The sequence below is a fragment of the Bradyrhizobium sp. B039 genome, assembly GCF_038965675.1.
Lineage (GTDB): Bacteria > Pseudomonadota > Alphaproteobacteria > Rhizobiales > Xanthobacteraceae > Bradyrhizobium > Bradyrhizobium diazoefficiens.
In genome coordinates, this window is record NZ_CP152416.1 from 3,128,231 (window position 1) to 3,142,116 (window position 13,886).

Here is a 13,886-nt window from a genome sequence, read left to right on the forward strand (position 1 = left end):
TGTTTCGCCCTTCTGGTGAACGTTGCTAGGTAAAGAGTTCCTGACCGTGCGCTTCGACGTAAGCGGCAAGGCCAAGGGTGTGGTCGCGGGCGCGCTTCTCGGCGAGCTCGGTGTCGCGCGCTTCCAGTGCTTCGATCATGCCGAGATGCTCGGGCAGCGAGGTCGCGGTGCGGTCCTTGCGTCCGATGGTCAGCTGCCGGTAGCCGCGCACGTGCAGCAGCAGGTCGTTGGTGAGATCGACCAGCACGGGGGATTCCGACAGCGAGATCAGCGCCTGGTGGAAGGCGATGTTGGCGCGCGAATATTCCTCGACGTGGTCCTCGGGCAGGCGGTCTTTGCCGAAGTCCTTGAAGAAGTCGCGCAGCGCCGTGATGTCTTTCTTGCGCGCGGTGGTGGTGATGAGGCGGGCCGCCATGCTCTCCAGCGCCGCCCAGGCGCGGATCATGTCGACGATCTCGCTCTTGGTCCGGCGCACCACCATGATGCCGCGGCGCGGAACCGTCTTCACGAATCCGTCCTGCTCGAGCATCGCGATCGCTTCGCGGATCGGTGTGCGGCTGACACCCAGGCGCTCGGACAGCGCGCGCTCGTCGAGCATCACCGGCTCGGGCGTCGAGTAGATGTCCATCTTGAGGATGGCTTCCTTCAAGGCGTCATACGCCTTGTTCTTGAAGCTGCTCTCCGGGGCAATACGAACGATTGCGATATCTGCCTCGGCCATGTTCGGCAACGCCTTGGTTGGTTTCCGCAGTGACACGACGAATCTCCTCCAGTGGGAGTCGTCTTTTACAGGATTATTAACGGGAAAGTTTTTGGCATACCACATGCCAGAATGTCAAGCTGCCTATTTTTTGCGGCGTTCCAGGAGGCGCCGCAGCTTGACAAATTGGCTTCTGGCATACCAAATGCCATCGCCAGCCATTTTTGATCCAAGCGGGCGGAGTAATCTCGGGCTTTATGCCACTCCGTTCCGCCGCATGGAACAGAGCGCGGCGAATGGCAAGCATCACGGGCAGCCGCAATACGCGCGCTTTGCAAAGAACGAACTAGGTCAAGGGAGAAGCCACATGTCCAATTCCAAAGATGCCGTCCGCAAGGTGCTCGACCAGGTCAAGGCGGACAACCGCACCAGCCTGACGGCGCCGGAAGGCAAGCTGGTCTGCGACGCCTACGGCATTCCGGTGCCGAAGGAGGGCGTGGCAAGGTCGGCAGGCGAGGCCGGCAAGATGGCCGCCTCGATGGGCTTCCCAGTGGTGATGAAGATCGTCTCGCCGGACATTCTCCACAAGACCGAAGCCGGCGGCGTCATCGTCGGCCTCAAGACGGCGGAGGATGCCGAGAAGGCCTACGAGACCATTCTCGGCAACGCCAAGAAGTACAAAGCCGATGCCAAGATCGAGGGCGTCCAGGTGCAGCAGATGCTGGCCGGCGGCACCGAGGTCATCGTCGGCTCGATCACCGACGGCTCGTTCGGCAAGCTGGTCGCCTTCGGCCTCGGCGGCGTGCTGGTCGAAGTGCTGAAGGACATCACCTTCCGCCTCGCGCCCGCGACCAAGGAAGACGCGCTCTCGATGCTCGACGGCATCCAGGCCCATGAGATCCTGAAGGGCGTGCGCGGCGGCGAGGCGGTGAACCGCACGGCGCTCGCCGACGTCATCGTCAAGGTCTCGCAGCTCGTCACCGATTTCCCTGAAATCGTCGAGCTCGACCTCAATCCGGTGTTCGCGACGGCGAAGAGCGCGATCGCCGCCGACGTGCGTATCGTCGTCGACTTCGCCTATGTGCCCAAGCCGAAGCCGCGCCCGACCGAAGAGATCGTAGCTGCCATGAGCCGCATCATGCAGCCGAAGGCGGTCGCCGTGGTCGGCGCCTCCGCCGAGGACGGCAAGATCGGCAACTCCGTGATGAAGAACCTCATCAACGGCGGCTACAAGGGCGACATCTATCCGATCCATCCCAAGGCCACCGAGATCCTCGGCTACAAGGCCTACAAGAGTGTCAAGGACGTGCCGGGTGTGATCGACACGGCGGTGTTCGCGATTCCCGCGAAGTTCGTGGCCGCGGCGCTGACCGAATGCGGCGAGAAGAAGATCCCGGGTGCGGTGCTGATCCCGTCGGGTTTTGCCGAGGCCGGCGCGCCCGAGCTGCAGGCCGAGATCGTCGAGGTCGGCAAGAAGTACGACATCCGCCTGATGGGGCCGAACATCTACGGCTTCTACTATACGCCCGCCAATCTCTGCGCGACCTTCTGCACCGCCTACGACGTCAAGGGCCACGCGGCGCTGTCGTCGCAGTCGGGCGGCATCGGCATGGCCATCATCGGCTTCTCGCGCTCGGCCAAGATGGGCGTTTCGGCGATCGTGGGCCTCGGCAACAAGTCCGACATCGACGAGGACGATCTGCTCGCCTTCTTCGAGCAGGATCCCAACACCAACCTGATCGCGCAGCACTGCGAGGACCTCAAGGACGGCCGCGCCTTCGCGGAAGCCGCCAAGCGCGTCTCCAAGAAGAAGCCGGTCGTCGTGCTCAAGGCCGGCCGCACCTCGGCCGGTGCCAAGGCGGCGTCCTCGCACACCGGCGCGCTCGCCGGTAACGACAAGATCTACGAGGACGTCCTGGCGCAGTCCGGCGTGATCCGCGCCCGCAGCTTGCGCCAGCTGCTCGAATTCGCCCGCGGCGTGCCGGTGCTGCCGACGCCGAAGGGCGAGAACGTGCTGGTCATCACCGGTGCGGGCGGCTCGGGCGTGCTGCTGTCGGACTCCTGCGTCGACAACGGCCTGTCGCTGATGTCGATGCCGCCGGATCTGGATGCGGCCTTCCGCAAGTTCATCCCGCCGTTTGGAGCCGCCGGAAATCCTGTGGATATCACCGGTGGCGAGCCGCCGATCACCTACGTCAACACGGTGAAGCTCGGCCTGTCGGACGAGCGCATTCATTCGCTGATCCTCGGATACTGGCACACCATCGTCACCCCGCCGATGGTGTTCGCCCGCAACATGGTCGAGGTGAAGAAGGAGATGGAGGCCAAGGGCTTCGTGAAGCCGATTGTGGCCTCGCTCGCCGGCGACGTCGAGGTCGAGGAAGCCGCCGAATATCTCTACCAGAACGGCATCCCGGCCTACGCCTATTCGACCGAACTGCCGGTCGAGGTCCTGGGTGCCAAGTACAAGTGGGCGCGCGGGGCAGGGCTGCTCTGAGCGTCATCTCTGACGTCATCCCGGGGCGACGCGAAGCGTCGAACTATGGTGCGCACTTGCGCACCTGAGGATCTTGAGATTCCGGGTCTGGTACGCCAGGCCCGCGCTGCGCGCAGTCCCGGCGCACCATCCCGGAATGACGGATGCACAAGCGGCAGGTCGCGATGAGCAAGAACGTGATCCGGCGCAAATCGCTCGAGCCCAGGTCGCCTTCGGAGGCCGACCATGACGCACGCGACGGCGGCGTGCAGTCCGTCGACCGCGCGCTGTCGATCCTCGAGACGCTGGCCGAAGACGACGAGGGCTATCGCCTCAGCGATCTCGCCGTGCGCACCGGCCTGTCGGCCTCCACCGTCCACCGCCTGCTGGCAACGCTCGAAAGCCGTCGCTTCGTGCAGTTCGACCGCGCCGAATCCAAATGGCATGTCGGCGTGCGCGGCTTCACGGTGGGCGCGAGCTTTGCCCGGCGGCGTAATTTCTCCACGCAGGCGATTCCCTATTTGCGCAAGCTGCGCGATCTCACCCGCGAGACCGCCAATCTCGCCGTCGTCGACGACGAGTTCATCATCGTGCTGACTCGCATGGAGAGCCGCGAGATCATGCGCTCGCTGACCCAGGTCGGCGGCCGCGTCGCCATGGTGACGTCGGGCGTCGGCAAGGCGGTGCTCGCAACCTATTCCGACGAGGACGTCGGCGCCGTCATCCGCCATCACGGCATGCCGCGCCTGACCGAGAAATCGATCGTGCGGCCGAGCGACCTGTTCAAGGAGCTCGCGACGATCCGCAAGCAGGGCTTTGCGATCGACGACGAAGAGGCCTGCATGGGCCTGCGCTGTATTGCCGCAGTCGTCTACAACGACTGCGCCGAGCCGCTGGCGGCGATCTCCGTCTCCGGCATGACCAGCCGTCTGACCGACGACAGGCTGCCGGAAATCGGGCGAATTGTGCGCGATGTCGCCGGTGAGCTGACGGTCGCGCTCGGCGGGGTGATGCCGAACTCCCGCTGAAGGAACACGGGCTCCGTCGCTGGACAGCATCGGCCGTTTTGGCTGATATGCGACCAAACGACACAATGCGGCAGCTGATCAGCAACGTCCGCACGAGCCTGGAGAATGCCCTCATGTTTCGATTTCCCGCGCGCCTTGTCGGCGCAGCCGTTGCGCTGACCCTGGCGGCAGCCACGCCGAGCCTTGCCCAGCAGCTCGAGCTCAAGCTGATGGCGCCGGCGGCACCGGGCGGGGGCTGGGACCAGACCGCGCGCTCGATGCAGCAGGCGCTTGTCGCCGCGGGCGTCGCGCGCAGCGTGCAGGTCACCAACGTTCCCGGCGCCGGCGGCAGCGTCGGCATCGCGCAGTTCGTCAACGGCGCCAAGGGCGACGGCAACCAGCTGATGGTCAACGGCTTCGTCATGGTCGGCGCGCTCGCCATGAACAAGTCGCCGGTGACGCTCGAGCAGGTGACGCCGATCGCGCGCCTCACCGAGGAAATCCAGGTGATCGTGGTGCCCGCGAATTCGCCGATCAAGACGGCGCAGGATCTGGCCGCCGCGGTGAAGGCCGATATTGCCAAGGTGACCTTCGCCGGCGGCTCGGCCGGCGGCGTCGACCATGTCATGGCGGCACTGTTCGCCGGCGCCGTCGGCGCCGATGCAAAGAAGATCAACTACATCCCGTTCTCCGGCGGCGGCGAGTCTCTGGCGGCGATCCTCGGCGGCAAGGTCACCGCGGGCATTTCGGGGATGAGCGAATATGAAGGGCAGATCAAATCCGGCAAGCTGCGCGCAATCGGTGTGACCTCGGAGAAGCGCATCGCGGGCAGCGACATCCCGACCTTCAAGGAGCAGGGCATCGACCTCGTGATCGCCAACTGGCGCTCGGTGGTCGCGCCTCCCGGCATCACCGCGGAGCAGCGCAAGACCTTGAGCGATGCGGTCGAGAAGATGGTGAAGTCGGACGCCTGGAAGGACATCCTCAAGCAGAAGGGCTGGGAGGACGCCTATCTCGGCGGCGACGCTTTCGCCGACTTCCTGAAGAAGGAAACGGTGCGCGTCACCGACGTGCTGAGGTCGGTCGGCCTGGTCAAGTCATGACCTCAGGCGATCCCGCCCAGCCGCCGCGGCGCGTCGATCGCGCCGGCATCGTCATCGCAGCATTGCTCGCAGGTCTTGCCGGGGTGCTGGTCTGGGACGCGCGCGGCCTGCAATCCACCGCGATGTACGGGATGGGGCCGGAGGCGATGCCGGTCGTGATCGCCACTGGCCTCGCGCTGCTCGCGATCGGCAATCTCGTCGACGCGCTGCGCGGGAACCTGCCGGCGCGCGAGAGCGCCGATCCCGTGCCTGTGGTCTTGATCCTCGTCGGCCTTGCGCTGCTGATCGCCATCATCGGCTTCGGCGGCGGCTTCATCCTGGCGACGTCGGCGCTGTTCGTCACGACGTCGGCGGCGTTCGGACGCCGTGCCGTCCTTGTCGATTCCGTCATCGCGCTCGTGATGTCGACCCTCATCTATCTCGCGTTCGACCGGCTGTTGACGCTGAGCCTTCCCGCCGGCCCCCTGGAGCGACTGCTGTGATGGACACCTTCGCCGCGCTGGCGCACGGCATGGCGGTCGCCGTCCAGCCGATGAATCTGCTCTATGCGCTGATCGGCGTATTCCTGGGCACCGCCGTCGGCGTGCTGCCCGGCATCGGCCCGGCATTGACGGTCGCGCTGCTGTTGCCGGTGACCTACAAGCTCGATCCCGGCGGCTCGCTGATCATGTTTGCCGGCATCTATTATGGCGGCATGTATGGCGGTTCGACCACCGCGATCCTGATCAACACGCCGGGCGAGAGCGCCTCGATGGCGACCGCGCTCGAAGGCAACAAGATGGCCAAGGCCGGCCGCGGCGGGCCGGCGCTCGCGACCTCCGCGATCGGCTCCTTCGTCGCCGGCACCATCGCCACCATCGGGCTTGCCTTTCTCGCGCCCTGGCTGGTCGATTTCGCCGTGCGCTTCGGCCCCGAGGACTATTTCGCGCTGATGTGCGTCGCCTTCGTCACGGTGTCGGCGACCTTCGGCGATTCCCCGGTCCGCGGCCTCACCAGCCTGTTCATCGGCCTGACGCTCGGCCTCGTCGGCATCGACAAGCTGACCGGTCAGGCGCGGCTCGCGTTCGGCGTCCCCGAACTGCTCGACGGCGTCGAGGTGACGACGCTCGCGGTCGGCCTGTTCGCGCTGGGCGAGGCGCTCTACGTCGCATCGCGCCGCCACCACACCGAGGAGAAGCTCGAGCCGGTGCGCGGCTCGCTGTGGATGACGAAGGAAGACTGGAAGCGGTCATGGAAGCCGTGGCTGCGCGGCACCATGTTCGGCTTCCCGATCGGTGCGCTGCCGGCGGGCGGCGCGGAGATCCCGACCTTCCTGTCCTATTCGACCGAGAAACGGCTGACCAAGCACCCGGAAGAATTCGGCAAGGGCGCGATCGAGGGCGTCGCGGGACCGGAGGCCGCCAACAATGCCTCCGCCGCCGGAACGCTGGTGCCGCTCTTGACGCTGGGATTGCCGACCTCGGCGACGGCCGCGATGATGCTGGCGGGCTTCCAGCAATACGGCCTCAATCCGGGGCCGCTGCTGTTCGCCGAGCGGCCGGATCTCGTCTGGGGCCTGATCGCGAGCCTCTTCATCGCCAATTGCATGCTGCTGGTGCTCAATCTGCCGCTGGTCGGGCTGTGGGTGCGGCTGCTCGCGATCCCGCAGCCGTGGCTCTATGCCGGCATCCTCGTCTTCGCGACCATGGGCACCATCGCGGCCAAGCCGTCGGTGGTCGAATTGTCGATGCTGGCCGGCTTCGGCGTGCTCGGCTTCCTGATGCGCCGGTTCGATTTTCCGATCGCGCCGGTCGTTGTCGGCCTGATCCTCGGCCCGATCGCCGAGAGCCAGTTGCGCAGAGCGCTTGCGATCAGCCTCGGCGATCCCATGACGCTGCTCCAGAGTCCGATCTCGGCGACGCTGCTCGTCATCGCGCTGGTTGCGCTGCTGGCCCCATTCGTGCTGAAGGGGATGGGGCGCTTCAAGGCAAATGAGGACTAGCCGTCCCGGCGCGCGCGTCCTTGAATGCTGCGTCCAGCTCGTTGAGGAAACGCCATGCCGTCGGAACTTCGCTCGCCCCGTCTCGCCGTCCTGATCGATGCCGACAACGCCTCCGCAAAGATCGCGGATGGCCTGTTCGAGGAGATTGCCAAGATCGGCGAGGCCAGCGTTCGCCGCATCTATGGCGACTTCTCCAGCTCGCGGTCCAAGGGGTGGGCTGATATTCTGTCGAAGCACGCCATCATCCCGCAGCAGCAATTCGCCTATACGACGGGAAAGAACGCGTCCGACATCACCCTGGTCATCGACGCCATGGATCTGCTGCACAGCGGCCGGTTCGACGGTTTCTGCCTGGTGTCGTCCGACAGCGACTTTACCCGTCTGGCCGCCCGCATCCGGGAACAGGGCGTCGATGTCTTCGGGTTCGGCGAGCAGAAGACGCCGGAAAGCTTCAGGCAGGCCTGCCGAAGGTTCGTCTACACCGAGAACCTGCTTGCCGCCCCGGCGACCACCCAGGACGCCGCCGCAAGATCGACGTCGCTTCAGCCGCTTGATGCAGCGACCCCCATCATCAAGAAGGTCATCACCCAGATGGAGAGCGAGGACGGCTGGGTCGCGCTCGGGGAAGTCGGGCGGCAGCTCGCCAATCTGGCGTCCGATTTCGATCCGAGGACGTTCGGGTTCCGCAAGCTGAGCGACCTCGTGCGCAAGACGAACTCGTTCGAGATCGACGAGTCAAAGGGCCGCTCGATGCGGATTCGAGTCAAGCCCGCTGCCGCAGCGCCGCCGAGAAGGCGGAACCCGCGCAGGCCTGCAAGGGCGGCGACGGGCGGCTCGGCGCCTAAGGCGTAAGCAGGGCCTGCCGTTATATTTGCGCTTGCCCGCTATGGCGCGGGGCGTAACCATCGGTGGGCCGTAACGCCACGCGAGGGTCCCGATGACCAGACTTACCCGCTTCGCCGTCGCACCGCTGCATTCGATGACCCGGCGGCTGGCCGATGTCGCCTCCGCGCGCGTCGCGCCGGATCTCGTGGTCACCGGGGGCCGGGTGCTTTCGACCTATTCGGAGCGCATCCACGCGAACCGCGAGGTCTGGATCACCGGCGGCCGTGTCGCCGCGGTCAAGCCGGCTGGAACGGCCAAGAAGGCGTGGAGCGGCGTTGCCCTCTACGACGCGGCCGGCGGCATCATCGCGCCGGGGCTGGTCGATCCGCATATCCACATCGAATCCTCGATGGTGACGGCCTGCGCCTACGCCGAGGCCGCACTGCTGAACGGTACCACCACCATCTTCTGCGACAGCCACGAGATCGGCAACGTCATGGACGTCGCCGGCGTCGAGGCGATGCTGGAGGACGCGCGCGAGGCGCCGCTCTCGATCTTCTTGACGGTGCCGTCGACCGTCCCGGCCACGTCGGCGGAGCTTGAGACCGCGGGTGGCGACCTCACGCCGGACAAGATCGCTGGCCTGTTCGACCGTTGGCCCGAGGCGGTGGCGCTCGGCGAGAAGATGGATTTCGTGCCGGTGACCATGGGCGACGAGCGGAGCCACGCCATCCTCGCCGCCGCCTTGAAGCGCGGACGCCCGGTGTCCGGCCACGTCTACGGCCGTGAATTCGTCGCGGCCTATGCGGCGAGCGGCGTCACCGACACCCATGAGGCGATCGACCGCGATATCGCCGACGATCTGCTCGACGCCGGCGTCTGGGTGTTCCTGCGCGGCGGCCCGCCGACCACGCCCTGGCACTCGCTGCCGCAGGCGATCCGGACGATCACCGAGCTCGGGGCCTCGCACAAGCGCACCGCCGTGTGCACCGACGACCGCGACGCCGACGATCTCCTGCTGTTCGGCCTCGACTGGGTGGTGCGCGAGACGGTGAAGGCGGGCATGTCGCCCGAACAGGCCTGGTCGATGGGCTCGCTGCACGGCGCCACCCGCTTCGGCATGGAGGGCGATATCGGCGGGCTCGGCGGCGGCCGCCGCGCCGATCTCGTGCTGATGGACGATCAGCTCAAGCCGCAATGCACTTGGTATGGCGGTGAGCTTGTGGTCGAGCATGGCAAGATCACGCCGCGGCTAGATCAGGCGCTGTCGCAGCGCTATCAATACCCGAAGGCGGCCTATGCGACGGTGAAGCTGCCGGAGAAGATGAAGCTGACGCCGGAGCTGCCGGCCAAGGCCTGCACCGTCAACGCCATCAAGACCGCGCTGCCCGGCATCACGCTGGTCCATGAGAAAGTCGCAATCGAGCCGGCCAAGGACTGGCCGACGCTGTTCGCACGCTACGGCCTGTGCTTCGTCACCGTCGTCGAGCGCCACGGCAAATCGGCCGGCAATGTCGCCTATGGCCTGCTGAAGGATTTTGGCCTGAAGCGTGGTGCGGTCGCCTCCAGCGTCGGGCACGACAGCCACAACATCATCGTTGCCGGAACCAACGAACCCGACATGCAGGTCGCGATCGCGGCGATCAAGGAGCACCAGGGCGCTGTCTGCGTCGTCGCCGACGGCAAGGTGAGAGCGCTGGTGCCGCTGCCGATCGCGGGGCTGTTGTCCGACAAGCGTGTCACGGAGGTGGCCGAGGAGGTCAAGGTGCTGAAGAAGGAATGGGCGGAAGCCGGTTGCACCATCCCCTACATGGGCTTCAATCTGATTCCGCTATCGGTCATTCCGGAAATTCGCATCACCGACAAGGGCCTCGTGCTGGTGCCGCAGATGGAGCTGGCGCCGCTGTTCGAGTGAAGCGCTTTCACGGATATCTCGATCTAACTGATTGACACGCCCACGATTTTTCCACGGCTGCCGCATCGTGGAAAATAAAATCGATCTCGTTGAGATCGCACCTTGCGCGCCCGATGATCTCGCTCGCTGACGCAACTCGAGCGAGGTCCGATATGGCGAAGATGCGAGCTATCGATGCGGCCGTGCGAATTCTGGAGAAGGAAGGCATCTCGACAGCCTTCGGCGTTCCAGGAGCCGCGATCAATCCGCTTTACTCGGCGTTGAAGAAGCGCGGCTCGATCCGCCATATCCTGGCGCGTCATGTCGAGGGCGCCTCGCACATGGCCGAGGGCTATACGCGGGCGAAGGCCGGCAATATCGGGGTCTGCATCGGCACGTCGGGGCCGGCCGGCACCGACATGATCACCGGGCTCTATTCGGCGATCGCCGATTCGATTCCGATCCTCTGCATCACCGGGCAGGCGCCGCGGGCGCGGCTCTACAAGGAGGATTTTCAGGCGGTCGATATCGAGTCGATCGCAAAGCCCGTGACCAAATGGGCGGTCACCGTGCGCGAGCCGGCGCTGGTGCCGCGGGTATTCAGCCAGGCGTTTCACGTCATGCGCTCAGGGCGGCCGGGGCCGGTGCTGATCGACATGCCGCTCGACGTGCAGCTCGCCGAGATCGAGTTCGACGACGAGACCTATGAGCCGCTGCCGGTTTACAAGCCGGCCGCGACCCGCAAGCAGGTCGAGAAGGCGCTGGAGATGCTCAATGCGGCCGAGCGGCCGCTGATCGTGGCGGGCGGCGGCATCATCAACGCGGACGCCTCGGACCTCCTGGTCGAATTCGCCGAGATTGCCAACGTGCCGGTCGTGCCGACGCTGATGGGGTGGGGAGCGATCCCCGACGATCACGTGCTGATGGCCGGCATGGTCGGCCTTCAGACCAGTCACCGCTACGGCAACGCCACGATGCTCGAATCCGATTTCGTGCTCGGCATCGGCAACCGCTGGGCCAACCGCCACACCGGCTCGGTCGAGACCTACACCAAGGGCCGCACCTTCGTGCATGTCGACATCGAGCCGACGCAGATCGGGCGGGTGTTCAATCCCGATCTCGGCATCGTCTCGGACGCCAAGGCCGCGCTCGAGCTTTTCGTCACCGTCGCCAGGGAGTGGCGTCGGTCAGGCAGGCTTCGCGAGCGCCAGGCGTGGCCCGCGGCCTGCCGCGATCGCAAGCGCTCGATGCTGCGCAAGTGCCATTTCGACAACGTCCCGATCAAGCCGCAGCGCGTCTACGAGGAGATGAACAAGGCGTTCGGCCGCGACACCACCTATGTCACCGTGATCGGCCTGTCGCAGATCGCGGGTGCGCAGTTCCTCGGCGTCTACAAGCCGCGCAACTGGATCAATGCGGGGCAGGCGGGGCCGCTGGGCTGGACGCTGCCCGCGGCGCTCGGCGTGCGCGCGGCCTGCCCGGATCGCGACATCGTCGCGCTGTCAGGCGATTACGATTTCCAGTTCCTGATCGAGGAGCTCGCGGTCGGGGCGCAGTTCAACCTGCCCTACATCCACGTCGTCGTGAACAATTCCTATCTCGGCCTGATCCGCCAGGCCCAGCGCGGCTTCGACATGGACTACCACGTCCAGCTCTCGTTCGAGAACATCAACGCGCCCGAGCTCGGCGGCTACGGTGTCGACCATGTCGCCGTCGCCGAAGGCCTCGGCTGCAAGGCGATCCGCGTCACCGATCCCAAGGACTCGCAGGCCGCGTTTGCGACGGCGCGCGAGCTGATGGCGAAGCACCGCGTGCCCGTGGTGGTCGAGTTCATCCTCGAACGCGTCACCAACATCGCGATGGGGACGGAGATCGACAACATCGTCGAGTTCGAGGAGGTGCTGGACCTGGCTCTCGACGAGGTCGGGACCAAGCGGCCCGGCGTGCTTCAGCCGGCGGAATAGGGGACAGCATCATGCCGAAGTTTGCCGCCAACCTCACCATGCTCTTCAACGAGATGCCGTTCCTCGACCGCTTCGCCGCGGCGAAAGCGGCGGGCTTTGCCGGGGTCGAGTATCTCTTCCCCTATGATTTCGACAAGGCGCAGCTCCGAGAGCAGCTCGAGGCCCACGGGTTGACGCAGGTGCTGCACAATCTACCGGCCGGCAATTGGGCCGGGGGCGAGCGCGGCATCGCGATCCTGCCGGACCGCACCGCCGAATTCCGCGACGGCGTGTTCCGCGCCATCGATTATGCCAAGGCGCTTGATTGCGACCAGCTCAACTGCCTCGTCGGCATCGCGCCCGCCGATGCCGATCCGCGCGAACTCAACGAGACCCTAGTCGGCAATTTGCGCTTTGCCGCCTCGACGCTGGCGCGGGAGAACATCAAGCTGCTGGTCGAGCCGATCAATACGCTCGACATTCCCGGCTTCCACCTCAACGGCACCGAGCAGGCGGTGCAGCTCATCTCCGAGGTGCGGTCGAACAATTTGTTCATCCAGTACGACATCTACCACATGCAGATCATGGAGGGCGATCTCGCCCGCACCATGCAGGAATATCTCCCCCAGATCGCCCACGTCCAGCTTGCCGACAATCCCGGCCGTCACGAGCCGGGCACCGGCGAGATCAACTATCCCTTCCTGTTCCGCCATCTCGACGCGATCGGCTATCGCGGCTGGATCGGCTGCGAATACAAGCCGCGCACCACGACGCTGGAAGGCCTGTCCTGGCACGCCGCGCAGACCTTCGAGACGTAGTCATAGCCACGGTCACGGTGCGCTCCCTCTCCCGCTTGCGGGGGAGGGCTGGGGTGAGGGTGCCTCCGCAATGGGGCTCGTGAGATGCGTCGACAATCCCAATGCGGACAGAACCCTCACCCGGCGCTTCGCGCCGTCCTCTCCCGCAAGCGGGAGAGGTGCACCGAGCCCGCGGATCGACTTAGCCTGAACAAAGAGGAATGATTTGACATGATCGACATCGGCTTTATCGGACTTGGCACCATGGGACGGCCGATGGCCGGCCATCTTCTGGCCGCGGGCCATCGCGTGCTCCTGCATGACGTTGCGCCGGTGTCGCCCGAGCTGATCGCGGCGGGCGGCATCGCCTGCAAGTCGGGCAGGGAGGTCGCGGAGGAGGCGGATGCCGTCATCATCATGGTGCCGGATACGCCGCATGTTGAGGCTGTGCTGTTCGGCAAGGACGGCGTCGCGAGTGGCATCTCCAAGGGTAAGATCGTCGTCGACATGAGCTCGATCTCGCCGCTGGCGACGAAGGAGTTTGCCAAGAAGATCGAGGCGCTGGGTGCGGACTATCTCGATGCGCCAGTATCGGGCGGGGAGGTCGGGGCGAAAGCTGCGAGCCTCACCATCATGGTCGGCGGGCCGGAGCGGGCCTTTGGCACCATGAAGCCGATCTTCGACAGGATGGGCAAGAACATCACGCATGTCGGCGCCAATGGCGACGGACAGACCACGAAGGTCGCCAATCAAATCATCGTCGCGCTGACGATCGAGGCGGTGAGCGAAGCGCTGTTGTTCGCATCGAAGGCAGGGGCCGATCCGGCGCTGGTGCGCAAGGCGCTGATGGGCGGCTTTGCCTCGTCGCGGATTCTCGAAGTGCATGGCGAGCGCATGGTGAAGCGCAATTTCGACCCCGGCTTCCGCATCGAGCTGCACCAGAAGGATCTCAACCTCGCGCTCGAAGGCGCTCGCTCGCTCGGACTGTCGCTGCCGAGCACAGCGGTGGCGCAGCAATTGTTCTCATCCTGCACCGCGCATGGCGGCAAGGGCTGGGATCATTCGGCGATGGTGCGCGCGCTGGAACTGATGGCGGGGCACGAGATCGCCGCTGCGTAAGTGTTACGCAGGAACACTCTCCAGATTTGACCTGTCTTTCG

The 13,886-nt window shown here is 65.6% G+C and carries 11 protein-coding genes; 10 read left to right on the forward strand and 1 reads right to left on the reverse strand.

Annotated elements, in window-relative coordinates; translation table 11 throughout:
- Positions 1-25: 25 nt before the first annotated feature.
- Positions 26-721: a GntR family transcriptional regulator gene (locus AAFG50_RS14625; RefSeq protein WP_161537124.1), complete on the reverse strand. Its 696-nt coding sequence runs from the start codon at positions 719-721 to the stop codon at positions 26-28.
- A gap of 346 nt (positions 722-1,067) precedes the next feature.
- On the opposite strand from AAFG50_RS14625, the gene AAFG50_RS14630 reads away from it, so the two are divergent.
- From AAFG50_RS14630 to AAFG50_RS14675, 10 genes are all read left to right on the forward strand, one after another.
- Positions 1,068-3,197, forward strand: coding sequence for an acetate--CoA ligase family protein (locus AAFG50_RS14630; RefSeq protein ID WP_028172213.1), 2,130 nt, complete (start codon positions 1,068-1,070; stop codon positions 3,195-3,197).
- A 164-nt stretch (positions 3,198-3,361) separates the two neighbouring features.
- Entirely contained in the window at positions 3,362-4,204 is an 843-nt protein-coding gene (locus tag AAFG50_RS14635) for an IclR family transcriptional regulator C-terminal domain-containing protein (protein WP_028172212.1), read from the forward strand.
- Positions 4,205-4,317: 113 nt separating this feature from the next.
- Positions 4,318-5,286, forward strand: a complete 969-nt coding sequence (locus AAFG50_RS14640; protein WP_028172211.1) for a tripartite tricarboxylate transporter substrate binding protein — start codon at positions 4,318-4,320, stop codon at positions 5,284-5,286.
- Entirely contained in the window at positions 5,283-5,768 is a 486-nt protein-coding gene (locus AAFG50_RS14645; RefSeq protein ID WP_028172210.1) for a tripartite tricarboxylate transporter TctB family protein, read from the forward strand. Before AAFG50_RS14640 ends, AAFG50_RS14645 begins: the two co-directional genes overlap by 4 nt.
- Positions 5,768-7,267 (forward strand): tripartite tricarboxylate transporter permease, encoded by a 1,500-nt coding sequence (locus AAFG50_RS14650; RefSeq protein ID WP_028172209.1) that lies wholly within the window; start codon positions 5,768-5,770, stop codon positions 7,265-7,267. The genes AAFG50_RS14645 and AAFG50_RS14650 overlap by 1 nt, the downstream gene beginning before the upstream one ends.
- A 54-nt stretch (positions 7,268-7,321) precedes the next feature.
- Positions 7,322-8,119, forward strand: a complete 798-nt coding sequence (locus tag AAFG50_RS14655; protein ID WP_028172208.1) for an NYN domain-containing protein — start codon at positions 7,322-7,324, stop codon at positions 8,117-8,119.
- 85 nt (positions 8,120-8,204) lie between these two features.
- The gene (locus AAFG50_RS14660) at positions 8,205-10,007 is read left to right on the forward strand and encodes an adenine deaminase C-terminal domain-containing protein (RefSeq protein WP_028172207.1); all 1,803 of its coding nucleotides are present in this window, start codon (positions 8,205-8,207) and stop codon (positions 10,005-10,007) included.
- A gap of 152 nt (positions 10,008-10,159) precedes the next feature.
- The gene (gene gcl, locus AAFG50_RS14665) at positions 10,160-11,950 is read left to right on the forward strand and encodes a glyoxylate carboligase (RefSeq protein WP_028172206.1); all 1,791 of its coding nucleotides are present in this window, start codon (positions 10,160-10,162) and stop codon (positions 11,948-11,950) included.
- Between the two features lie 11 nt (positions 11,951-11,961).
- Positions 11,962-12,747 carry a hydroxypyruvate isomerase gene (gene hyi, locus AAFG50_RS14670; protein WP_028172205.1) on the forward strand — a complete coding sequence of 262 codons (786 nt, stop codon included), beginning with the start codon at positions 11,962-11,964 and terminating at the stop codon, positions 12,745-12,747.
- 210 nt (positions 12,748-12,957) lie between these two features.
- Positions 12,958-13,845: a 2-hydroxy-3-oxopropionate reductase gene (locus AAFG50_RS14675; RefSeq protein ID WP_028172204.1), complete on the forward strand. Its 888-nt coding sequence runs from the start codon at positions 12,958-12,960 to the stop codon at positions 13,843-13,845.
- Positions 13,846-13,886 lie beyond the last annotated feature (41 nt).